Raw genomic sequence first — 22,923 nt, forward strand, 5'->3', positions numbered from 1 at the left:
GTCCAAAAATGGCCTAAATGATGATCTCGGAGAGGTCTACTATTCTCTATAATTGCTTCAAATCCAATAAAAAAATCAAAAAGGAGTTCGGAATGAGAGCATTCCGAACTCCTTTTGTCTACAAACTGAGATTCTCACATTATGTAATGTGAGAACCTTTTTACTATATTTTAACTTTTCTTGATTTGTCAAAGGGGTTCAGCTTTTACTCATTACTAATCTTACAATCCCGGTGAATATGATGTAAGCGGAATGTCGTCGTATTCTTCAGCATTTAGTTCTTCAACAGATCCGTCAGTGACTCCATTAATAATTCCATAAAGCCCTGTTTCTACTGCTTTAACAAGTTGACCTTTTTTCTTTTGACCTAATGAATGTGACTGGCCTCTTACCTCGAAAAGAACTGTGCCGCTACCATTTAAGGCAAAACTTCCTAATGCAGTCCCAGGTAGATCAAGGTTTTGGCTATAAAGAGTAATGTTGTTAAATGGTGAGTTGTTTCCTATTGATTGCAGTGCATTATACGCAGCAAGGTTCAATTGTTTTGAGAATTCAAAATTATAGTTATCTGCATACTCAGCATATTTCGCACCGCTTGCTGTATTTGGATCTGGGACAAAGTCAGCAGACAACGACATTGTAACAATGTCATCCGTACCTTCTACGTAATATTGGCCTTGGTGATGCAGATCAACAAATACATCCACTTTTCCGAACTCCGCCTGTAGCGACTTGTAGACGTCTCTTACCGTTTGTGATTCTGGAGTTATGTACCAACCTGGTTTATTCGATGCCCCCGGAAAGTCCTCAGCTTGTGGCACATAATTTAAATCTGGGTTGAAATCGCGGTTTACATCAAAACCTGGTTTGCCCGTATAATCCCTTTCTTGTCGTACTCCTGAAGCATAATAATTCCAAGCTGGTTTTGAAGCTTCCGAAAGCTGCGGGAAGTCTTCCACTACTTCCGCCCATGACAAGTCGTTTCCACGACGGTCTAATTCAGAAGCATCAGGGTTCATTTTTGGCAATACAACTAGGGTAATCTCGTCACGAATCTTCTTCGCTTGAGTGGAATTACTAGAACCGACATATTGAAGTATATTCAACAATGCCTCTGTTCCTGTTTTCTCATTCCCATGAATCTCGCTTTCGATTAAGACAACTCGATCACCATTTCCAACTCTAGCTTTGTAAATGTCTCTTCCACGGTTTGATTGACCGACAACTTCTAGAGCGACTTTACCTTGACTATTACTTTCGATTTGCTTAAGTCGTTTCACCATCTCCGCATAATCTGTGAACCCATTTACGGAATATACTTGATTGTCATTGGTCAAGTTTCCGTTAGTAGAGTTCGTTGCAAAAGTTGGTGAAGCTAAACTAGCACAGAGGGCTAGAACACTTAAACCAGTTATAAGCTTTTTACCTTTCATTTTCTCAGGTCACTCCTTCGTTTTATGAATTACAATTACTAGTTTATAGAGTTGATTGAGTAAAGGGTGTTGAAATATAGGTGGAGACCGCTACTATTTTTGTAGTATATCTACTAGTTTTGTCGTTTTATTTCGAGTCTCGAAATAAATGTGAAATTTGTCCTATATTGTTGGCTAGTGTAGTTATTTAGACCTGAATAGTATGTTTTTATAAAAAAAGCGCAAGCGCCTTGGTCAGCCCCGACAAGCATAAGGCGATTCTAAATAGAAGGCGTTCTTTGCCTTCAATTTAGAATTGACTTATGACCTCGAGGGGCTAGGCGCTGGAGCTGGATTCAGAAACGCAGACTTAGTATCAAATTTTATACTTTCTTATATGTTAAAAAAGCGCAAGCGCCTTGTTCAGACTTAGGCATAGCATAAGACGATTCTAGGGTAGAAGGCGCTCTTTGCCTTCAATTTAGAATTGACTTATGACCTCGAGGGTCTAGGCGCTGGAGCTGGATTTTAGAAACGTAAACTGAATCCTAGAATTATATAAATTCTGATAGTAGAAAAAAAAAAATCCCCATAAGTCTGGGGATTAGCGGAATAGTAGATGCTGAGAGTGGACTCCAGCTTTTTTTAATAAGCTCATTAGCTGATCTTGTTCTTCACGTGACAATCCTGAAAAGGCACGAGCCATTCGGATGGCATGGATTGGATAAATTTCATCCAAATAGGCTTGTCCTTTTTCAGTCAATTTTGCATAAACCGAACGCTTATCTTTCGGATCTTGTTCACGGTAAATAAACTCATTTTTTTCTAGCTTATCAATAACATAGGTTACATTGCCGCTGACGAGTAAAAGCCTTGAGCCAATTTGCTGCAGCTTCTGAGGACCTTTTGCAAAAAGAAGCTCTAATACAGCAAACTCGGTCGGATTGAAGCCATGCTCTTTACTATCCCGAATCGAATGCTCTGAAATACTTTTAAATGCTCGTGCAAATACCTTGAATAAGTCTAACGCACGTTCTAATTCTTCCTCTGTATATGATCTCATCTTATCGCCTCTTACTTCACGATTTATTTTCAAAACGAAATGGTCTTGATTTGGTAGCCCTTACATTATTATATAGATTAAAGGTTCTTAAAATTCTAACACTTTCATTTTACTATTTTTTCGGCATTTTTTGAAGTCTTTTAATAAATTTCACTTAAAACATTGTACAATATAAGAAAATCCTCTAATTATAGAGGATTAGAGGTGAAAATGATGAGAGAAAAAATTAGTCAATCACTACGGGACATCGAACAATCTGAGGATATTAAAATAATATATGCATGTGAATCCGGCAGTAGGGCCTGGGGATTTCCATCAAAAGATAGTGACTATGATGTTCGTTTCATTTACATTCGTCCTTTGAAGTGGTATTTAACGATTGATGAAGGCAGAGATGTGATTGAGCGGCCCATTTCTGATTTACTGGATATTAACGGTTGGGATATAAAAAAGACTTTAAAACTATTAAGAAAGTCAAATCCTCCTTTGGTAGAATGGCTAAGCTCTCCGATTGTTTATGAGTTCGATGAAGAGTTTACAAACGATATGAAGACGTTAATAGAAAGTGCCTTTTCATCTGTTTCAGCAACCCATCACTATTTAAACATGGCAAAAGGCAATAACCGCGACTACCTGCAACAAGATATTGTGAGAATAAAAAAATACTTTTACGTACTCCGCCCCATTCTAGCTTGTATGTGGATCCAAAAGTATCAATCTGCACCCCCGATTTTATTTCAAACACTTATTGAAGATTTACTAGAAGACGGAGAAGTTAAAAATCAAATAAATCAACTGCTTCGGAAAAAAAAACAAGGTGAAGAACTTGATCGCCAACAAAAAATATCTTGCTTAAACGAATTTATTGCAGAAAAAATAACGGAGATTGAAGATGCTCTCAAAAATCTATCCCATGAAAAAAACCTTTCAACACATGAGTTAAATGAGTTTTTTTTGTCAACATTAAATCGGATATGGCCAAAGTGACTGCTGGAAACTACACCAATCTAAATAAGGTGATTGGTGTAGCTAATTTTGGTTCGTGTCCATTTGTATACTCTGAACGTTCTGCAGGCTTCTTTTGATCGCTGGAATATTATGATAAAAGTAGTTATACTCTTTTTGTAATTCTGTATTTGTCATACTTTTCATAACGTCCATATTGTATACACCAATCGCTAGCAACTTTTGAAAATAATAATTTCTTTGTTCATCAAGAGCGATTTGTAATATTTTACTCATGACGGTTCAACTCCACTCTAATAATTTACTATCTATAACGTACCTCATTTTTGTTATAGGACGATTAAAGGAATGTAAAGTTTTTCTAAACTACTATTAAAATTGTAAACAAGGGTTTAAAGATAGGTAACAGCGTCGAAACTAGTTTCAACGATAGGAGTTGAAATGAACATGGACGTTCGAGTAATTGCAAAAAAGGTACTGGGTGATCGTCTCGACATTTATTACTTAAACAAATCCGAACCAAAAACCTCACAGCTTTATTTAGCCATTTTTAATAAAAATCACAAACCTTCGCTAACTGTTTACAATTTTGACAACAAACGTTATGAAGAGGTGACTGCTCTTTTCAGTGATGAGTTTATACAGGATCTAAGTGATGTACTTCTTCATCAAGCGGATTTAATTGTTCAACAAGCAGAGGCTTTATAAATTTTAACTTTATTTCTTGTTTTGCATGAATCTTAGTAATTCAAAAGCCCGATTGCCTGCTAAATTCATCAAATCCTCAAGCAACTCATCCCTCTTCACATCTAATTCAATAATTTTTTTAGCAATTTCCACTGCATTGTAAGTTTCCATCTTTCATTCACCCCTTAGCACCTTATGATCATTTTACAAATTACTAAGGACCTTGACATCACTTTTGAAATGAAATCTTCCGAAGTTTTTTAACTATTTCATTTCCATGTGAGAAAATCTCACAAAAAGGAAGAAAATCCCCCCTTTTAACGATATACTTACCAAAAGAGTCTCCTTGAGGGGGTGCGGGAAAATGGTTCAACAAGACCGCTCATATAAGGAAAAGAAAGTGATTTCGATTGGAACGGTAAGTGAGTTAACAGGGTTAACATTGAGGCAAATCCGTTATTATGAAGAACGAAAGCTCATCCATCCACATCGAAATGAGCGTGGCACGAGGAAGTACTCCTTTGCTGATGTTGAAACACTAATGGACATTGCCAACAAACGTGAAGAAGGCGTACAAACAACCGAAATTCTAAAAGAAATGCGTACTAAAGAAAAAAAACAAATCACCGAAGCACAAGCTCGCAAAAAAATGCTCGAAGGTCAACTCAATGCCCAATTCCGCCATCGTCGTTAAATGTGAAAATGCTTGTCCCTACTTGCTTAAAAGCGGATAGAGACGGGCATTTTTATTGTGAGAAAAAAAACATAGGTGTGCTTATTTTAAGTGATGGGTTTATTCTAACAATGAAGATTATTTTATAAAAAAGTGTTCTTGTTCCAAAAATGATCCTCTATCTTTGAAAATAGTCGTTCCATCTCCGATAATGCGGGTTTTATCTTCGAAAATTTCATTATATCGACGTTTCGGCAAAATATGATCTTTTTCGACATCCTAATTAGCATAGAAAAATGTGCTAATTTGTGTAACGATTCTGGTAGAGTTGACACTGTCGCTATAACGACGAGTAATGGTCGACTTCCTGTCGCATTGACTGCACTAGAACGTCCTCTGCTCGGAACTGGATTCAGATTACACAAGTTATCCTTATATAAATCTAGTGCAATCACGTTCTTAAGTGTCAGTAACTCCTTCGGTCGAACTGCCACTAAAAAAAGAACCATCAAGAAGATGGCCCTTAGAGCTGCTTAGTCGATCTGATTTCTGGATAGTCCGCATCTACTGCTAGCGAGACATTACCCGGAGTGAATGCATATAGTAGCAATCCTGCAAGTAAAGCAAATAGAATTTTTTTCATTTTTGACCCCTCATTTCTATATTAATAATTTATTTGACTCTGCTTTTTTAAAGCATTCATCACAATTTGATAATAATAGCTTGCTGACTTGTACTTGTGTATTTCCTCAAAGTACTTTGCCAATCCTTCAGCATACTCGATAATATAGTTGTGTTTTTCCCGAGTGAGAAAGTATGGAATGGCAATCTCAGTTAAAAATTCTTCATATTGATTTTTGAATTCTTTATTAACCAAGAAATGATAAATTCTAAAATGGATTGAGTATTCTTCGTTAAACTGTTCATTGAGAACCTTTTGTCCTTCTTCTAGCCAAGTTTTACACTCTTCCATCCTAGCTAATTTATAATAAGCATTAATAATGCCTAATATTGAACTTAAGGATTTCGGTTGATTATTGTTTGTTCCCTTTATTGAAATACCTTTTATAAAATAATTAATCGCTTCCTCATACTTCTCCATCGCGCTGTAAAGGTAGCCATAGTTGTGATAGATCTTTCCCTCTAATACAAGATCATTCAACAACTCTGAAACTTTCATTGCTAAATCATAATTCTCAGATGATCTTTGATACTCTTCTTCTCTCTGATAATTAATCCCCAATAACATGTGACATTCTGCACACCTATTTAACTCATAATTTGATTGATTAATATGAAGAGCTAGATTTGCATATTGAATGCCCAGAGAATGCTTTCTCAATTGACTACAACACAACGATATCGAATAATACAAGTCCGCTTCTTCCCACTTTTCGAAAGAAAGATGCCTCGTTAAAAAGCGTTCTGCATTTTTCATGTGTCCTAAGGCTACATTATATTTTCCATTTACATAATGAAAAACACCTACAAATTTCTCATAATAATACGTCATCTTGTCTTCGAAAATATCACGGAACAAGTGGATCTTCCCAAGCAATTCTTCAGCTTCAACATACTCTTGAATTAATAGAAAATACCTGAATTCAAACAAAACAAAATAAATAAAAGCGCTCGTATCACTCGATTTCTTTACTGAAACTTGAAGTTCTTTGTACTGTTTCTTTGCTGCATCTAAATTGCGGTATGCAATGTTGTCGTACCAATCGAAGAGGCTTTTCATTAGGGTGATTTCTTCTTCTTCAATCAGCTGTATTTTCAATCTTTCACAAAGACAATCAAGAACTTCAATACTTGCAGTTGTTTGATTATTTTCAATTTTTGATAAGTAGGAAGTGGAAATAATGCTCTTTGATAAAGCTTCTTGCGTCATGTTTTGCTGAATGCGGTAGAACCTTATACGACTACCTATCTCCAACCGAGCTCACCTCATCTACACTATAACTTTATGTATCCTTCTCTCTTTATTATGCTAATTCCTTCTAATTAGAGGTTGGGAAAGTCGGATTATTTTGTACAAATGATTGTCGTTTTAAGTGTCCTACTTTCCTACTCTTTATTAATAGGAAGAAAGCATTAGCGTTTAATCACGTTTTATGTTGATTAATCTTTCTCACTTTCCCAATACCCTATTCACACATTTACTAGTAGTATAGTTAATAGAATAATCAAACTATTCACAAAGCATCCCGGGCATGCTTGTGATGCTTGATTTTTCAATAAATATTTCAGGAGGGAAAATGAATGAAAAAGTGGAAGTTTGCTAGTTTTCTATTACCGTTTCTAATAGTTTTCGCGATGATTTTCTCTGGTACCACTGCCCATGCTAATTCCCCATCATTTGAAAAGAAAGACTACTTAATTGGATTTAAAACCTCGTTTACTAGTAAATCTTCAAAAGCAACAACGATTTCAAAAATAGGCGGAAAAGTCGAGCATCAGTTCAGACACATGAATGTTGTCTCGGCCTCTTTACCAGAAGCAGCAGTTAAAGCTTTGAAAAACAATCCGAATGTCTCCTTTGTTGAAGAAGATTTTCAAGCAACAGCAATTGGTCAAACCGTTCCTTACGGGATCCCCCAAATTAAAGCGGATCGCGTCCAATCTACAGGTGTTAAAGGAGCAGGCGTAAAGGTAGCTGTTCTAGACACAGGAATCGATTCTTCACACCAAGATTTAAATGTTACAGGTGGTGCTAGTTTCATCGCAAATGAACCAAATCCATTTGCTGATGGAAACAGCCATGGTACTCATGTAGCAGGGACAGTTGCAGCACTTAATAATACAGTAGGGGTTTTGGGTGTGGCACCAGATGTTTCGTTATTCGCGGTGAAAGTGCTGGATTCTGCTGGAAGTGGTTCATATAGTGGAATTGCTCAAGGAATTGAATGGGCCATCGATAACGATATGGATGTTATTAATATGAGTTTAGGTGGCAGTTCAGGCTCAACTGCACTTCAACAAGCAGTGGATAACGCCTACAACAGTGGTGTCGTTGTCGTAGCGGCGGCTGGAAACAGTGGTTCAAAAGGAAAACGAAATACAATCGGATACCCTGCAAAATACGCTTCTGCAATTGCAGTTGGCGCAGTTGACTCGAACAACAATCGTGCTTCTTTTTCAAGTGTAGGTTCAGAGCTAGAAGTGATGGCACCTGGAGTCAATATCTTAAGCACGGTGCCAGGAAATGGCTATGATTCGTTTAATGGAACATCGATGGCCTCTCCACATGTTGCAGGTGCAGCAGCATTGATTCTCTCAAAAAATCCGAATCTATCAAACGTACAAGTTCGTGAACGACTTCGCAACACAGCAACAAACTTAGGTGACCCTTTCTATTACGGCGCTGGACTAATCAATGTTGAAGCCGCAGTTCAATAAACGATATTTTGTCCAAAACAGTGAATAGCTAAGGCACACTCATTTGCTTCTTCCTATTTGAAGGTGGTTGTCCTCAAGCGCTGTAGAATACTTGAGGACGACCACCTCTTTTTTTTGTAATTAAGTTATTGAATAAAACCTTTAATTTAATAATCTATTACTATTTGTTTTGTTACATTTGCATCCCGAAGTTCTTTAGTATCAAGATTCATTAAGTCCAGATACCCCTATCCATTACTGTCTACAATTCCTTCAACTTCAATCTTCAATGAACCTCCAGTAATTTCACCAGTAAAATGAACTAACTTGATTTTTTTAAACTGCTCATAAAGTTAATATACCTTACACGTTTTAATAATCCTACTGAACGATACTTTTTTCAATGAGCATCACAGAAACTACAGCTTTCCAACCATATGTAAAAATAGACTACAGATCCCACTTTCTTAAAATCCTGAAATTTTTAAAAAGCTAACTTACAAAATATAAAGATGCAGATTTTATTCCTCCCGACCCCCTGCTCATTCCTATTCCTATCATCATATTCTATTAATAAGTACGGATAACTTCACATGAATATAATTGTATTGGAGGAACAAGATGGAACATATCGCATTATTATATAAGTTCGGGACAGCTTTTCTAGGTGGATATATAAGCTATTTATTTGGCTCAATGACTCTACTTTTAGATGCGCTCGTTCTATTTGTGATTGTGGACTATATCTCTGGAATGCTTGCATCAGCATATGATCAAGAATTTAAAAAGTTGCTCGGAAAGCTTTAACAACTCAATCAAACTAAAACACAAAAAAACTCGACTAGAGGATAACTCCACACTCCACAGTCGAGCTTTTTTCATTTTCACAATGTATTAGAACAAATAACCATATATTTCCTCATAGGACCTACCTTCCTTTCTTAATTAAAAATTCTCAAAATAAATACTCCTAAAAGCATATTTACACTATTAAAATCAGGTAAAAATATCCGATAATAGGAGTACTAGACTTTTTGTCTTAGTCATGGAGTTGCGAGGTGTTTGTCGTGAGCATGTTTGATGTAATTATTGAAGAATACCGTAAAAAAATGATTGAAGTTGCCGCAAAAGATGGGCTGGTATCCCAACGAACACTTGAAGCAAGCCAGAATCTTGATCAGCTACTCAACTTGAAAATGAGTGAATTTCCATCAGGCTTTTACAGTAAAGAGCTCTCTCCCTTTTATAAGAATTTAGAAAAGTAGAGCAATTTATAATGAAGACAAGCTTCTACGTAATTGGATCTTCCAATCAGTGTAGGGCTTTTTAGTGTGTAATCATTATCCTAGATTTCGGAAAAGGGCACTAATTATTACACATTTAGGACGAGTTGAAGAACTGTGTGAGGTGAAATATGATTCACCTCATACTTAATCGTGCCCTTACTTCTTTTAGATGTCCGGCCATTTACGAAAGGGGTTTTTCTACCTGTCAATATTCTTCAACTCCGCACCTGTAGTAAGATGTGTTAATGGCTACCCGTTCGACTTAATATGATAATCTACAAAATAAATGGTTCGAATAAATTATCTGTACATTTATTCTCTCTTAAGTTCGAAATACCCTATCAATTTTATATCCCCTTTGGAGTCAACAATTTCAACCTCTCCGTTGTCATTCGTCTCTAAATTACCTTTGATGGTAAGTGCGGTTCCTGGATGAGTCACGGCTTGGAAACGAACTTTGAAAACATGAAAACGACGATGAGGAAACCATTCCATAATCGCTTGTGTTGCCCATCCCATTAAAAACATACCGTGAGCGATGACGTCAGAATACCCTTTTTCACGAGTAGTATGAGATACTGTATGAATTTCGTTAAAATCTCCGGAAGCTCCAGCGTATTTCACTAAATCGATGTGCTCGACCGGACGTTTGATAATCGGAGACAATTCGTTCACAATGTCACCTCCAATAGTTGAATCAGTGTCGCACGACTGATTAAAACGATTTCTCCGTTTTGATTTTTATAAATTGTTTCAAGAAAAAAGAAATTTTTCCCTTTTTTATGATACTGCTTCTTTAGCGACACTTGCGCGAAGATTATTTCGCCGGCAAAAATGTCTTTTATATATTCGTATGTTTGCTCACCGTGCAAGACATCTTCCGGTTTGAGTTCCAACTGCTTTAACATCTGGTAGAAATCCAGGTCATTCCAATAATCTATAACCGTTGCAAACGTGGGCGGAGCGGGAATGTCCCTGTAGCCTTTCTGGACAGCCGATTCTTTGTCAAAGTAAATTGGGTTTCTGATGCCAAGAGCGAGGGCAAATTCTTTTATTTTCCCGGCTTCAACCTGAAAAGGCGAATAATCGAATACCAGGTTTTCTGTTGAAAGTTTAGCCAAAATCCTCACCTACTTCCCTGTGAATTTTCTTGTTACAGCAGCTGATTAGTTCTTGTCAGATTCGCCATCTCAAATAAATTCAAAACAGCTTTGTTTAAATCACCAAATCGATCGTCATCAATTTCCCCCATTTTCCAGCGATAATGTATTTGCTGCAAAATGACACCCAACTTGTAAAATCCGAATGTCACATAATAAGAAATATCCGAAACATCACGTCCGCTCAGTTTGGCGTATTCTTCTACAAAATCACGTCTGCTGAAAAAGCCCGGCTGATCGGTTACGATATTGATTCCCATATCAAGATCTTGCTGTTGTCCCCAGTAAGCAACCGTTGATCCCAAGTCGCTCATAGGATCTCCAATGGTTGAAAGTTCCCAATCGAGAATGCCGACTGTTTTTCCAGGATCTTTTGCATCGAGTAACATATTGTTTAATTTAAAATCGTTGTGCACGATGGTCGTTTCGGAATTGGTTGGAAGGTTAGCGATCAGCCACTTTTCCAGTTCTTCCAAATTCGGCATCGTTTCTGTTTTCGAATGGTCGTATCGATTGATCCATCCTTTTACTTGGCGCTCCATAAATCCTTTCGGCTTGCCCATATTTACTAGTCCGGCATCTTTGAAATCGATTGACTGGAGTTGGACTAGAGTTTGAATGACAGTTTTTGAAATAAGTGGACCTGCTTGTTCGGAACCTCCATAAGATTTCGGCAGCTTGTCGTCGATCACCACACCTTGTTTTTTCTCCATCACATAAAAATGCTTATCCATAATAGCGAGATCTTCGCAGTAGACGTAAGGCTTTGGAGCAAGCGGGAAGACAGGATTTACTTTTTCCAGCATCCGGTATTCTCTTTCCATATCATGCGCTTTCGGAGGAACTTCACCGAAAGGAGGACGTCTCAACACACCTTCCCAGTCATCGATGCTGAGTAAATACGTTAAATTCGAATAGCCTTCGGAAAATTTCCGGACATTTAGTTTCCCTTCCGGCAGTCCGTTTATTGAAATCCGAAGATGTTTTTCAACTTTTTCCCAGTCAATAAATTCTTGTAGGTTTCCTATTTTTTGTTTTGCAGCACTCATAGTGATCTCTCCTTCAACCGGCATTTTCATCGAAGTTAATTTCTTTTAATCATATTTGAAAAAGCCTTCTCCCGATTTTCTTCCCAGACGTCCGGCTCGAACATATTTTTTCAATAAAGGTGCAGGACGGTATTTGGAATCATTTGTTTCATTATATAGCGTCTCTGCTACAAAAAGCATCGTATCGAGACCGATTAGATCCGTCAGAGCGAGTGGCCCAATCGGATGGCTAGCGCCGAGCATCATGCCTTTGTCGATGTCTTCTGCTGAAGCAATTCCTTCCGATAACACAAAAATGGCTTCATTGATCATCGGTGTCAAAATACGATTTACGGCGAATAACGGAGCTTCTTTCACAGAAATTGCCACTTTATGGAACCTTTCGGCAACTTCATGCGCTTTCTGAAAAGTTTCATTGCTCGTTTGTTCTCCCCGGATGATTTCAACTAGTTGCATGACCGGAACGGGGTTAAAGAAATGCATACCAATCACTTGGTTGCTCCGTTTAACCGCACTGGCCATTTCCGTAATGCTCAGCCCGGAAGTATTTGAAGCGAAAATCGTGGACGGCTTACATAATTGGTCTAGTTCTGCAAACAATTCCTTTTTAGGCTCAATTTGTTCAATAATGGCTTCAATAACTAGATCCACATCTTTTAGATCTTTGATATTGCTGGTCGTGATGATCCTTCCTCTGATTCTATCCGCCTCGAACTGATTAATTTTTTCTTTTTCAACATTGCGCTTCAGCGTCTTTTCAATCCGCCTAACACCTCGTTCAAGTCCATCTGGATTCACGTCGTATAATAATACTTTATAATTTCCTTCTGCCGCTACTTGAGCGATCCCATTTCCCATGATGCCTGCCCCGATTACGGCAATTTTCTCCATTCATCCATCACTCTTTCAACTTTATTTCCCCTGAAAAACCGGGTTTCTTTTTTCTTTAAAAGCTTTAACACCTTCCTGCATGTCTTCCGTTTCACATAGCTCGGAAAATAATTGGGTTTCTAATTTCTGTCCTTCTTCAAGTGTCATTTCAAATCCTCTGTCTATTGCTTTTTTTGCATTGGCAATTGCCACTGGACCTTTTGCGACTATTTTTTCTGCTATTGATTTGGCTTCTGCAAAAGATTCCCCATTGGGAACCACTCTTTCCACAAGACCTGTTTCATACGCTTCTTTCGCAGACAGCAATTCACCTGTCAAAACCAGCTCTTTTGCTTTGCCCGGTCCTACAAGACGGGAAAGCCGCTGAGTTCCAGAATAACCCGGCAAAATGCCCAGACCTGTCTCTGGCAATCCTAATTTCGAGCCTTCTTCCGCCACGCGTATATCACAAGCAAGAGCCAGTTCCAGACCTGCTCCAAGGGCTAAGCTATTAATGGCACAAATCACAGGCACTCGCGCATCAGCCAGCCTGTCGAATATCTTTTTGCCTTTTTCAACAAGCTCGATGCCCGTTTGCTTTGTGAGAGTTGGGAATTGCCCAATATCTGCGCCCGCTACAAACGCCTTCTCACCTGAGGCCTTAAGGATAATTGCTCTGACATCCTCTACTGAAAGTGCCGCTTCGATTGCCAAATCCAATTCGTTTAGAACCCCATCCGTCAGCACATTCACAGGTGGATTTTCTATTGTCAAAATTGCTAAAGGACCTTCTCGTTCAAGGTTAATAAATGCCCAGCTTTTGTTTTGCAAAAGGGTTCCTCCTCTAACCATTGCTTCCAACGGCTTTTGAATAGTCATTTACGATTTTATTGCCGGTGAAGACAGGAATGATTTCTACTTTTTCGTGATTTCTAATGACCAGATCCATCGATTCCGCAAAGTCAAAAGAACGCAATAGCGAAGCTGTTTCGCAATCAAGTAAATTTTGAAAAGAATTAGCCAATGATTTTTGATATGTATCCCGTGCAAGCTTTGAAGAATCGGATAAGACATACTCGCCTCTGCTCATCAAATGTTCGACGATTTGTCCTGCTCCGACAAAGTCTTCCATCGAAAAACGGTCATCATTTCCTGAACAAATCAAGACGATTGATGAATCATCTGTTTGTTCGTGAAGCCTTTCGGCGATTAAATGTCCGTTTATTATAGAAGAAATGTACAGGACCTTTGCTTTTGCGGCTTTTTCAATGGCTCTCGTTCCGTTGGTCGAACAAATTATCGCCGATGTCTGAAGCTCAGAAAGTTCGATCAAGCAAGGATCCGGATACTGAAATCCCTCTATGGATTCTCCTTGAGTTTCTCCCAATAGCACATACGGTCCTTTTTGCTGAGTCGCTAGCGCCAATGCACTTTCACTGTCTTTCACTGCATAAATCGGCTCGTAATTATGTTTCAGCAAAAACGCAATGGTGGAAGTAGCTAGAAACACATCGATAACGACTGCCGCACAGCCTTCTAGCTTTTGCTCGCAAACTACTTCCTTTTGCGTAATGACATGTACTTTCCTCATTACAATCCAGTCCCTTGGTTTTAATTTTATTAGTTATTACACCAGCATTTTGAGTAAGTACTCTGCGTAAATTTCTTCAATTTCTTCTTTGCTAAAATCTCCTTCAGGTGAATACCATACTTGAATCCAGTTTGTCGCTCCTAGAATGATCATCCGGGCCATCTTTTTTTGCTTTATGATAAATTCGCCTTTTTCTACCCCTTGGTTAATAATTTCGTCGAAAATCCCAGAATACTTATCCCGTTTTGAAATAATAGATTCGATATGCGCTTCAGAAAAGAGCTGTTCCGGCTTAACAATGAGATTAAATATTTCTTTTTCCCTTATGGCAATGTCCAAGTGGACTTTTATCGCTTTTTTTATTTTTTCCGTGGAAGATATCTTTTCTAAATAAATGCTTTCCAGTTTATCCATAGCATCCGAGAGAATCAAATCATGACACCGATACAGTAATTCTTCTTTATTTTTAAAATAATAGTAAAGCGACCCTTTCGTCATGAGCAGTTCAGCGGCGATGTCCTCCATAGTTGCATTATGGAATCCTTGCCGTGAAATCACCAAACTTGCTGAACGGAGGATATCTTCTTTTTTCCTGGCTGCTTTTCTTTCCCTAAGACTCATCGCAATACCTCATTTAAATATATTTTTTTGCTATAATAACTCTTCAGGCTTTTCTTCTTTATTAATCATGAGCAAAGAAGGTTCTTTCACCAAGATATTACGAATTAAGATAAAGACATTTTCAGTGACAATCATTGCAAATGCTGCCGGTATTAAGAAAAATAGTGGATAGAGTGGATACAACGTCCCTGCAGCAGGAAATGACGTTTTTCTTTCCAAGCTACTCATCGCATATTCCCAGCTGAATTGAACGATTAGTACAAGAACGAAAAGTTCAACGAGAAGCATAGAGAAAATAATAACCTTCTGTACCTTTTCACTAACTTTATCAAGTATTAAGTCCATTTTTGGCAAGACACCTGAAGAATAGGCAAATGCAAGTCCTGGAAAAACCACAAGAGGCATCAGATAGTTTTGAATGATTTCAAAACCACCCCGTATTGAACCTGAAAACAAGGTTCTAGCCGTAACATCATAAACAATGAATAACATCATCACTAATACACTGATTCCACTGATCCAGATTCCAACCAATTTGATGTAATTAAAAACTTTATAACCTTTCCAAATTCCATCCATTCATATTCTCCTCCTTTCATTCTATTAACCTGTATGTCCAGGCAACCAAGTCACTAGTCCTGGGAAGGCGATCATCAGACCGCAAACAACGATCATTGCTATTATGGCAAAAACTATCGCAACCCGGAAAATAGGGCCAGAACGAATTCCACTGACTCCAGCAACGGCATAAACACTTAACCCTACCGGTGGTGTAAGTAAACCGATCGTACAAATAACAGCAACAAAAACACCAAACCAGAGAACATCGACTTGCATTTCTTGAATAATTGGAAGAACAACTGGAATGGACATCAAAATAACTGCTGCACCTTCAATGAACATAAACATAATGAAAAGGACAACGGAAATGGCAACGAGCACAAGAACCGGGGAGTCCATAATCGGCTCAATCAGTTCAATCAGCTTTCTTGGCAAAAGCGAAAGTGAAACAAATCTTCCGAAGATTTGTGCCCCGATCATAATAATCATGACCATTCCTGTAAGTTTGACTGTCTCTATTAAAGAAGACTTGAAGAATTGGAGATTGACTTTCCCCAAAATTATAGCGGCAAGGAGACCGACAAATGCACCTACTGCCCCAGCTTCTGTCGGGGTGAACACTCCGGAATAGATTCCTCCGAAAATGACCAACACGATTAAAACCGCGATAACACTAACAGTAATAAGTCTAAATACTGAAAGCTTTTCCGGTTCTTTCTGTTCCGGCATTCCTTTTTCTTCGACCACTACTCTATTTTTATTTTCCATTCGGAAATACACAAGCATAACCAAAACAAAAACAATCATTGTCAAAATCCCTGGAATTAGAGCACCGATAAACAAGCTGCCTACAGGTGTTTCTGTAGCCACCCCATACAGGATTAATATAATACTTGGAGGAATAATTCCTGATAAAGATCCTCCGGATGCAGCAATCGCTCCAGCAAGCGGTGCACTATAGCCATGTTTTCGAAGTTCTGGAATCGCCACTTGCCCTAAAGAAGCTGAGGTTGCTGTCCCCGAACCAGAAACGGCTCCGAGCATTCCCCCAATGATAAGAGTAAGAACCCCTAGAAGACTGTTCCTTCCTTTGGACACTTTATGCACCATGTAAAAGATATCTTGAACCAGACCCGAATGGAGAATGAATTGAGCCATTAATACAAAAAGCGGAATTGTCGTCAATGTATAACTGGCAACCCTGTTGAATGGTTCGTTCCCTAATAGACCTGGCAGTATCCCAAAACCTTCTAATAAAATCAAACCGACAATCCCACTAGCAAAGAGCACGGAATGAATATACATGCCTAAAACCAATAAAACGATCATCATTACTAAAACAATTCCGATCACCAACAAGCTATCCATATATGGGCCTCCCTACTTAAAAGTATATAAAGCAAAGAGGGAAGGGCAGTAATCACCTCGAGCTCTTCCCTCTTTTTAATTGTTAATTATTTCAAATTCATGATCTCTTCCGGCACTTCTCCTCCTTCTTCAATTAAAATATCCCTCCACATAACTACTAGTTCTTTTCCTGGCAATCCATTGGACTCCAGAAGTTCAGCGTAATCAGACCATGTGTTTTCAATCCCTGTATTAAAATGATCTTGCACATCCTGATCCAATTCAGAGAAGTTTACAAATTTGCCGCCCAATTTTTCAGAATCAGCAATGGTTTCATCCGCGCGAGTTATCCATTCTTGTGCGCCCGGCTCAAATATTTCTTCGTTGGCTTGAGTCATAGCTTCCTGCACATTTTCAGGCATTTCTTCCCACTTCTCTTTGCTCATACCGATAAAAGCATTGAAATGGCCAAAATTAATCCCTTGAACTGTGTAAGTAAATAAATCTTGGAAACCATATCCTGACCAATCGGCAATACTGTAAAATGCCCCATCGAACGTCCCTCTGCTAAGCGAGTCATACATTTCAACTGCAGGCATTGTTACACTCTTAAGGCCCGTTTTTTCAGAGTACACTTCATGGATTCTGGATGGAGTGCGAAGCGATGTGCCTTTTACATCATCGACAGAATTGAATTCATGTCCAGTTGTTGAGATGGAATATTCCTGCGTAGTAGCAATAGGAAATACTTTAAAGTCACCGAACTGCATTTCGCTATACGTTTTTCCATCCGATAATTCTTCTTGGCTTTCAAGCAGTTTTTTCCATGCCTTGGAAGCGATTAATGTATCAGAGTGGTTCAAAGGCAACATCGTTACTTCCGCCATCGGGAATTGGTCCGGTTGATAGATTGGTAGTACAATTGCTACGTCCACAGTCCCTGACTGCAAAGCTTCTGCTTCGTCTGGAACCGAGACGAGTTCACCACCAGCAAATGATTCAAATTGGACTTGACCATCAGTCAGTTCTTCCACGCGTTCCATCCAAGGCTCCATAGAAGCTTCCCACCAAGCATGCTGGGCACTCAAACCTGTAGCTGCACGCAACTTGATAGTTTCTTCGTCAGCGTTTGCACTGGTTGCACTGTCGGAAGCGTCACTACAGCCACCAAGTAGCAGTAATAGCCCTACACTTGCAACCAAAAATCGAGAATTATTTCTTTTCATGTAATTTCCTCCGTCCGTTTTTTATTTTGCCATACTCATCGAAAATGTAATTGCTGACATTTTGAAAACAATCTTTTATTTCCCTGCAAATTGTGGTGTCCTCTTTTCAAAAAAAGCATCCACGCCTTCTTTATGGTCATAAGTCTGCAAAAGCATCGCTTGAATCATATTTTCCTGCATGAAAGCCGTTTCTTTATGAAGTTCACCTACATGATTTACTAAATACTTTACGTATTTATTGCTGACACTCGGACCTTGAACAATGAATTCTGCGAAACGGACCGCTTCTTCGACTACCGAGCCTTTCGAAACACGATTAATGATTCCGTTTGAATAAGCTTCTTCGGCTGAAATGACTTTTCCAGAAGAAATCCATTCCTTGGCGATTTGAGGTGAAATGCGTTCCGATAGTAATTTGATCAACCCTAAATCAGGAATTAACCCGATATTAGAAAAGCTCAATGCGAATTTGGCGTTTTCATCGGCTACAATAAAATCCGCCGCAAGCGCGATGCTGAACCCTGCACCGGCGGCATAGCCATGGACTGCAGCTATGACGTACTTATCTATGTCGATCATTTTTTTGGAGAGGTCGGATACAAAGTCGATCCATTTCGCTACTTCATAAGCATCGTTCAAATTTTTCATGGCGGCGATATCTCCGCCGGCGCAAAATGCTTTCCCTTCTCCCGATAAGATTATGACCATTATTTCCTCATCTCGCGATAGAGAATTCAATGATTGAATGACTTCCTCCACTAATTCTCTGGACAGAGCATTCAGTTTATAGGGACGGTTCAATCGGATATGTCCTATGCGGTCTTTTACTTCGATTTCAACTAAATTCCCCAAACAAATTCCTCCTTTTTGTCAAAGTTTATTTAAAATTAAGGGTTGACCACAAGTTTTCCATATGTTTTTCGGCCCCCTAGCAAATGCAATGCATCTGGTACTTTTTCGAACGAAAACTCTTCATAAATTATTGGACGAATGGCACCTTGTTCAAATAAATCCATTAATTCTTTGTGAGCTTTCATAACTTCAGTGGGCATTAAGTTACGGAAAAGCCCGAAATGTACACCGACAATGGAATAGTTTTTAATGAGTGCGTGGTTCGTTGGTGCTTCTGCGATACGCCCTCCTGCGAAACCGATGACTAGCAATCTACCTTCGAATGCAATACATTTCCTGGACCGGTCAAATGTGTCTCCTCCAACCGGATCGAAAATTACATTCGCACCTTTTCCACCCGTCGCTCCTTTGACAATCTGAACAAAGTCTTCGGTCCGGTAATTGATGACTATATCTGCGCCTAGCTGCTTGCAAATATCCGTTTTCTCATCACTTCCTGCAGTTGCGATAACGGTCGCGCCTGCCGCTTTGCCCAGCTGGATTGCCGCAGATCCAACACCTCCAGATCCAGCATGCACGAGTAAAACTTCACCTTTTTTCAAGATAGCAGTGCGATTCAATGCGAAATATGCCGTCTGATAGGTAATAAATATAGCTGCTGCCTCGCTATAAGAAATAGTATTAGGTATTGGAAAGACACTTTCTTCTTTTACCTTAACCCATTCAGAAAGTCCTCCATTCGGCAAAAGAGGAGTCGCCAGCACACGCTGTCCCTCTACCAGATTAACGCCTTCGCCAACCGCTTCAATTGTTCCTGAAATTTCAGCACCCGGTGTAAATGGCAATGCCGGTTTTTCTTGGTATTTCCCCTGGCATTGCAAGATGTCAAAAAAGTTCAAAGATGCAGCTTCGACTTTAACAAGCACCTCTCCGACGGCCGGATACGGCTTTGGAACTTCTGTTAACTTCAACGCATCTTGCGGGTCACCAATCTGAGTTACTGACCATGCTTTCATCTAGCTATTTCCCCCCTTTATCAAACTCATTTCACTGTGAACTGCTGTTTCACTTCAATTGTTCACGCATTTCCAAGCGCCCAACGTCCCGTAAATGAACTTGGTCAGGTCCATCGACTAATCGAAGCGTACGTGCATTTGCCCAATGCGCTGCTAATGGGAAATCTTCTGTCACGCCTCCTCCACCGAATACTTGAATCGCTCGGTCAATAACGTTTAATGAGACTCTTGGAACAGCAATTTTAATCATGGCAATCTCTTTACGTGCAGCTTTTGCACCTGCCATGTCGATTTTATGAGCTGCATGCAAGGTTAGAAGTCGTGCCTGTTCAATTTCGATGCGACTTTCCGCAATAATTTCTTTGATTACATCTTTTTCAGCCAGTTTAGAACCGAAAGCTTCTCTTTCTTCTGCTCGTTTGCATAAAAGCTCAAGAGCTCGTTCTGCAGCACCGATTGCACGCATGCAATGGTGGATTCTTCCTGGTCCAAGTCGACCCTGTGCAATTTCAAACCCTCTTCCTTCACCTAATAGAATATTTGATGCAGGAACACGGACATTGTTATAATGCACTTCAGCGTGTCCATGAGGTGCATGATCATATCCGAAAACTGGCAAATAACGTTTCACTACCACTCCGGGAGTGTCAAAGGGTACTAGGATCATAGATTGCTGCTGATGCTTTTGTGCATTAGAATCTGTTTTCCCCATTACAATGGCAATTTTGCAACGCGGGTCAAGTGCACCCGATGTCCACCATTTTTTCGCATTGATAACATATTCATTACCGTCACGAACGATACTGCCTTGGATATTTGTCGCATCGGACGAAGCCACATCAGGTTCAGTCATAGAAAAGCACGAACGAATTTCTCCGCTTAGTAGTGGTTCCAGCCATTGTTTCTTCTGTTCATCTGTCCCGTATTTAATGAAAACTTCCATGTTGCCGGTATCAGGAGCATTGCAGTTAAAAATTTCTGGTGCAATTAATGAATGACCCATGATTTCACATAAATGGGCGTATTCATAATTCGTTAACCCTTGACCGTACTCTTCATCATCTAAAAATAAATTCCATAAACCTTGTGCTTTCGCTTTTTCTTTCAGTACTTCGATAATTGGAGGGACAACCCAGCGACTTTCGCCTTCATTCAATTGATCTTCATACACTTGTTCATTCGGGTAGACGTATTCATCCATAAACTTGAGCAATTGATACTTTAATTCTTCTGACTTGTAGGATAAGTCTTTAAGCATTTTTCACTCCCCCTAGTTTTTTCAATGTATTTTTTAAAATTTTTCCTGAGGCGTTTCTCGGTAAACTTTCGAGAACCTCAAATACTTCCGGGACTTTAAATTTAGCCATTGACTTGAGGCAATGTTTTTGAAGTGATGACATATCATTACTGTTCAAATTTGGGCCTACTACGAATGCTTTCACCTTTTCACCGAAGATTGGATCTGGCTCTCCAATAACAGCAGCTTCAACGACATCGGGATGACTTTTGAGAACATCCTCTACTTCTATGGAGAATATTTTTTCACCCGCTCGGTTAATCATGTCCTTCTTCCGGTCGCGGATATAAACAAATCCATCCTCATCCATAAATCCCAGATCACCGGAGTGCCAGTAACCACTTGTAAAGCTTGTTTCGTTCGCCACTGTATTGTCCCAGTATTCCTTAATGACCATCGGGCCCTTGATGTAAAGTTCACCTGGTTCTCCTGACTGGCACTCCCTTCCTTCAGAGTCGACAATTTTGATATCAGCAACCTGTACTGGAAGGCCAACAGATGTAACTTTGGAATCTGGATACGAAACAGGCATCAAAGTTGCAGGCGATGTGGTTTCAGTCGCACCATAAGCGTTATGCAATTCCGCATTTGGAAAAGCATCTTTCAGCATATTAAAGGTATGCTGATAAATAGGCGATCCGCCAAAAGCTACTTTTTTCACAAAATCAAAAGAATGCTTCTTAAATTCTTCACTTGTGGACATCATGATGAAAATGGTTGGTACATTAAAGAGAAAGTTAATTTTGTGCTCGAGCACTGAGTGGATATACGCTTCGTTCTGATATCGTTTCATACTGTAAACCGTTCCACCAACATAAAATAGATGCAGAAGCTGGCCAACGAGTCCGGTTACGTGAAACATAGGAACTGCAATAAGCGTTTTCAATGTATGATTAGTTTCGAAGACTGTTTTAAAATTCATCACGCTATGGATGACGTTAACATGGGAGAGAACGGCACCTTTCGGACGTCCTGTGGTTCCTGATGTATATAAAATATAAGCACTATCTTCTTCCTCGATTACCTTTTTAATGTATTTCTTTTCTCCATCCAGTAGCTTGGAAAATGTATTTTCTCCATCTATTACGAATACATTTCCGTCTAACGGAACAACTGCTTCACCTCGTTTTTTGACTTCTAGAACTTTTTCTAGAAACTCTTGCTCACACACTAGAACTTTCGGTTTTGAGTGTCCGAGAATGTATTGAATCTCCTCTACCGCAAGCTTCACATTCACCGGCACCATGATAGCTCCGAGCTTTGCACAAGCAAAGACTAGCAACGGAAATTCAGCTCGGTTGCCGACAATCACTGCTACTCGATCCCCTTTTTCAACTCCGCTTACTGCTTGTAAATTAGCTGCAATTGCTGAAGAAAGACCATCGACCTCGTTATATGTAAGTATTTTATCCTCAGTAACAATCGCAACCTTTTCACCAAACCCTTTCACACTTTCTGAAAGGATTTCGCCAATCGTCTTCGACCTATCCGCAAATACTCTAACTCCTTCTCTTCCAAATAACTTCACATTTTGGGTTTCCATATCAGACCTCCTCGCCAAATTTTTGTTGAAATCATTTGTTGTCCAAGGACTTTAATTACCCCACTAGTCAAAGTCCAGGACCTCTTTTAAAATGTAAACCCTTACATTTAGCTTAATAATACTATAAAAATTTGAACCTATATTCAAATTTAGTATATTCGTTCTCTTTTTAAATTACAAATTAATTTTCAAAATATTTAAAATATTAGGCTAATATAAATCTTTATTTTCTGATATTAAAATTAGGCAATAAAGTATGGGGATACCATCGCTAGCCAACTATAAATCCATCTTCTACTTACCAGTTAAAAGCACCAGTGGCGTC

General features: G+C 39.1%; 26 protein-coding genes. 6 read left to right on the forward strand and 20 right to left on the reverse strand.

What is annotated here, in order from left to right; translation table 11 throughout:
• Positions 1-221: 221 nt before the first annotated feature.
• Together ACFFIX_RS13775 and ACFFIX_RS13780 are read right to left on the reverse strand one after the other, a co-directional pair.
• Positions 222-1,433 (reverse strand): M14 family zinc carboxypeptidase, encoded by a 1,212-nt coding sequence (locus ACFFIX_RS13775; RefSeq protein WP_378934875.1) that lies wholly within the window; start codon positions 1,431-1,433, stop codon positions 222-224.
• A 583-nt stretch (positions 1,434-2,016) separates the two neighbouring features.
• Positions 2,017-2,475, reverse strand: a complete 459-nt coding sequence (locus tag ACFFIX_RS13780; protein ID WP_378934877.1) for a MarR family winged helix-turn-helix transcriptional regulator — start codon at positions 2,473-2,475, stop codon at positions 2,017-2,019.
• 213 nt (positions 2,476-2,688) lie between these two features.
• Between ACFFIX_RS13780 and ACFFIX_RS13785 the strand changes: the two genes are divergently transcribed.
• The gene (locus ACFFIX_RS13785; protein ID WP_378934879.1) at positions 2,689-3,462 is read left to right on the forward strand and encodes a nucleotidyltransferase domain-containing protein; all 774 of its coding nucleotides are present in this window, start codon (positions 2,689-2,691) and stop codon (positions 3,460-3,462) included.
• 42 nt (positions 3,463-3,504) lie between these two features.
• On the opposite strand, the gene ACFFIX_RS13790 is transcribed toward ACFFIX_RS13785, so the two are convergent.
• Entirely contained in the window at positions 3,505-3,717 is a 213-nt protein-coding gene (locus ACFFIX_RS13790) for a stress protein (protein ID WP_378934881.1), read from the reverse strand.
• Positions 3,718-3,888: 171 nt separating this feature from the next.
• Here ACFFIX_RS13790 and ACFFIX_RS13795 point away from each other — a divergent pair, with 171 nt between their 5' ends.
• Complete coding sequence (locus tag ACFFIX_RS13795) at positions 3,889-4,149, forward strand: hypothetical protein (RefSeq protein WP_378934883.1); 261 nt, start codon at positions 3,889-3,891, stop codon at positions 4,147-4,149.
• A 9-nt stretch (positions 4,150-4,158) separates the two neighbouring features.
• Here the strand turns inward: ACFFIX_RS13795 and ykzB are convergent, their stop codons facing one another.
• Positions 4,159-4,299 carry a protein YkzB gene (gene ykzB, locus ACFFIX_RS13800; protein ID WP_378934885.1) on the reverse strand — a complete coding sequence of 47 codons (141 nt, stop codon included), beginning with the start codon at positions 4,297-4,299 and terminating at the stop codon, positions 4,159-4,161.
• Positions 4,300-4,492: 193 nt separating this feature from the next.
• Here ykzB and ACFFIX_RS13805 point away from each other — a divergent pair, with 193 nt between their 5' ends.
• On the forward strand, positions 4,493-4,822 hold the full coding sequence (locus ACFFIX_RS13805; protein ID WP_378934887.1) for a MerR family transcriptional regulator: 330 nt from the start codon (positions 4,493-4,495) through the stop codon (positions 4,820-4,822).
• Positions 4,823-4,944: 122 nt separating this feature from the next.
• Here ACFFIX_RS13805 and ACFFIX_RS13810 read toward each other — a convergent pair whose 3' ends face one another.
• Entirely contained in the window at positions 4,945-5,310 is a 366-nt protein-coding gene (locus ACFFIX_RS13810) for a hypothetical protein (RefSeq protein ID WP_378934889.1), read from the reverse strand.
• A 155-nt stretch (positions 5,311-5,465) separates the two neighbouring features.
• Entirely contained in the window at positions 5,466-6,737 is a 1,272-nt protein-coding gene (locus tag ACFFIX_RS13815) for a tetratricopeptide repeat protein (RefSeq protein ID WP_378934891.1), read from the reverse strand.
• A 326-nt stretch (positions 6,738-7,063) separates the two neighbouring features.
• Between ACFFIX_RS13815 and ACFFIX_RS13820 the strand changes: the two genes are divergently transcribed.
• The 3 genes from ACFFIX_RS13820 to ACFFIX_RS13830 all read left to right on the forward strand — a co-directional run bounded on the left by ACFFIX_RS13820 (position 7,064) and on the right by ACFFIX_RS13830 (position 9,444).
• Positions 7,064-8,200 carry a S8 family peptidase gene (locus ACFFIX_RS13820; protein ID WP_378934893.1) on the forward strand — a complete coding sequence of 379 codons (1,137 nt, stop codon included), beginning with the start codon at positions 7,064-7,066 and terminating at the stop codon, positions 8,198-8,200.
• 600 nt (positions 8,201-8,800) lie between these two features.
• Complete coding sequence (locus tag ACFFIX_RS13825; RefSeq protein WP_378934895.1) at positions 8,801-8,986, forward strand: phage holin family protein; 186 nt, start codon at positions 8,801-8,803, stop codon at positions 8,984-8,986.
• A gap of 251 nt (positions 8,987-9,237) precedes the next feature.
• Complete coding sequence (locus tag ACFFIX_RS13830; protein ID WP_378934897.1) at positions 9,238-9,444, forward strand: aspartyl-phosphate phosphatase Spo0E family protein; 207 nt, start codon at positions 9,238-9,240, stop codon at positions 9,442-9,444.
• 333 nt (positions 9,445-9,777) lie between these two features.
• Here ACFFIX_RS13830 and ACFFIX_RS13835 read toward each other — a convergent pair whose 3' ends face one another.
• The 14 genes from ACFFIX_RS13835 to ACFFIX_RS13900 all read right to left on the reverse strand — a co-directional run bounded on the left by ACFFIX_RS13835 (position 9,778) and on the right by ACFFIX_RS13900 (position 22,598).
• Positions 9,778-10,140, reverse strand: a complete 363-nt coding sequence (locus ACFFIX_RS13835; protein WP_378934899.1) for a MaoC/PaaZ C-terminal domain-containing protein — start codon at positions 10,138-10,140, stop codon at positions 9,778-9,780.
• Positions 10,137-10,586 carry an FAS1-like dehydratase domain-containing protein gene (locus tag ACFFIX_RS13840; protein ID WP_378934901.1) on the reverse strand — a complete coding sequence of 150 codons (450 nt, stop codon included), beginning with the start codon at positions 10,584-10,586 and terminating at the stop codon, positions 10,137-10,139. Before ACFFIX_RS13840 ends, ACFFIX_RS13835 begins: the two co-directional genes overlap by 4 nt.
• A 32-nt stretch (positions 10,587-10,618) precedes the next feature.
• Positions 10,619-11,674: a phosphotransferase family protein gene (locus ACFFIX_RS13845; RefSeq protein WP_378934903.1), complete on the reverse strand. Its 1,056-nt coding sequence runs from the start codon at positions 11,672-11,674 to the stop codon at positions 10,619-10,621.
• Positions 11,675-11,719: 45 nt separating this feature from the next.
• The gene (locus ACFFIX_RS13850; protein WP_378934905.1) at positions 11,720-12,565 is read right to left on the reverse strand and encodes a 3-hydroxyacyl-CoA dehydrogenase NAD-binding domain-containing protein; all 846 of its coding nucleotides are present in this window, start codon (positions 12,563-12,565) and stop codon (positions 11,720-11,722) included.
• A 21-nt stretch (positions 12,566-12,586) separates the two neighbouring features.
• Complete coding sequence (locus ACFFIX_RS13855) at positions 12,587-13,375, reverse strand: enoyl-CoA hydratase/isomerase family protein (RefSeq protein WP_378934907.1); 789 nt, start codon at positions 13,373-13,375, stop codon at positions 12,587-12,589.
• 13 nt (positions 13,376-13,388) lie between these two features.
• Positions 13,389-14,135, reverse strand: coding sequence for a 2-phosphosulfolactate phosphatase (locus ACFFIX_RS13860; RefSeq protein WP_378934909.1), 747 nt, complete (start codon positions 14,133-14,135; stop codon positions 13,389-13,391).
• A 36-nt stretch (positions 14,136-14,171) separates the two neighbouring features.
• On the reverse strand, positions 14,172-14,756 hold the full coding sequence (locus tag ACFFIX_RS13865; protein WP_378934911.1) for a TetR/AcrR family transcriptional regulator: 585 nt from the start codon (positions 14,754-14,756) through the stop codon (positions 14,172-14,174).
• Between the two features lie 30 nt (positions 14,757-14,786).
• The gene (locus tag ACFFIX_RS13870) at positions 14,787-15,335 is read right to left on the reverse strand and encodes a TRAP transporter small permease subunit (protein ID WP_378934913.1); all 549 of its coding nucleotides are present in this window, start codon (positions 15,333-15,335) and stop codon (positions 14,787-14,789) included.
• 24 nt (positions 15,336-15,359) lie between these two features.
• Entirely contained in the window at positions 15,360-16,685 is a 1,326-nt protein-coding gene (locus ACFFIX_RS13875; RefSeq protein ID WP_378934915.1) for a TRAP transporter large permease, read from the reverse strand.
• 86 nt (positions 16,686-16,771) lie between these two features.
• The gene (dctP, locus tag ACFFIX_RS13880; RefSeq protein ID WP_378934917.1) at positions 16,772-17,890 is read right to left on the reverse strand and encodes a TRAP transporter substrate-binding protein DctP; all 1,119 of its coding nucleotides are present in this window, start codon (positions 17,888-17,890) and stop codon (positions 16,772-16,774) included.
• A gap of 75 nt (positions 17,891-17,965) precedes the next feature.
• Positions 17,966-18,742 carry an enoyl-CoA hydratase/isomerase family protein gene (locus ACFFIX_RS13885; RefSeq protein ID WP_378934919.1) on the reverse strand — a complete coding sequence of 259 codons (777 nt, stop codon included), beginning with the start codon at positions 18,740-18,742 and terminating at the stop codon, positions 17,966-17,968.
• Between the two features lie 35 nt (positions 18,743-18,777).
• Positions 18,778-19,758, reverse strand: coding sequence for an NADPH:quinone oxidoreductase family protein (locus ACFFIX_RS13890; RefSeq protein ID WP_378934921.1), 981 nt, complete (start codon positions 19,756-19,758; stop codon positions 18,778-18,780).
• A 49-nt stretch (positions 19,759-19,807) separates the two neighbouring features.
• Positions 19,808-21,016 carry an acyl-CoA dehydrogenase family protein gene (locus ACFFIX_RS13895; RefSeq protein WP_378934923.1) on the reverse strand — a complete coding sequence of 403 codons (1,209 nt, stop codon included), beginning with the start codon at positions 21,014-21,016 and terminating at the stop codon, positions 19,808-19,810.
• Entirely contained in the window at positions 21,009-22,598 is a 1,590-nt protein-coding gene (locus ACFFIX_RS13900; protein ID WP_378934925.1) for a class I adenylate-forming enzyme family protein, read from the reverse strand. Before ACFFIX_RS13900 ends, ACFFIX_RS13895 begins: the two co-directional genes overlap by 8 nt.
• Between the last annotated feature and the right edge of the window lie 325 nt (positions 22,599-22,923).

This window comes from Metabacillus herbersteinensis, assembly GCF_042433335.1.
In the GTDB taxonomy this organism is placed as follows: Bacteria; Bacillota; Bacilli; order Bacillales; family Bacillaceae; genus Metabacillus; species Metabacillus herbersteinensis.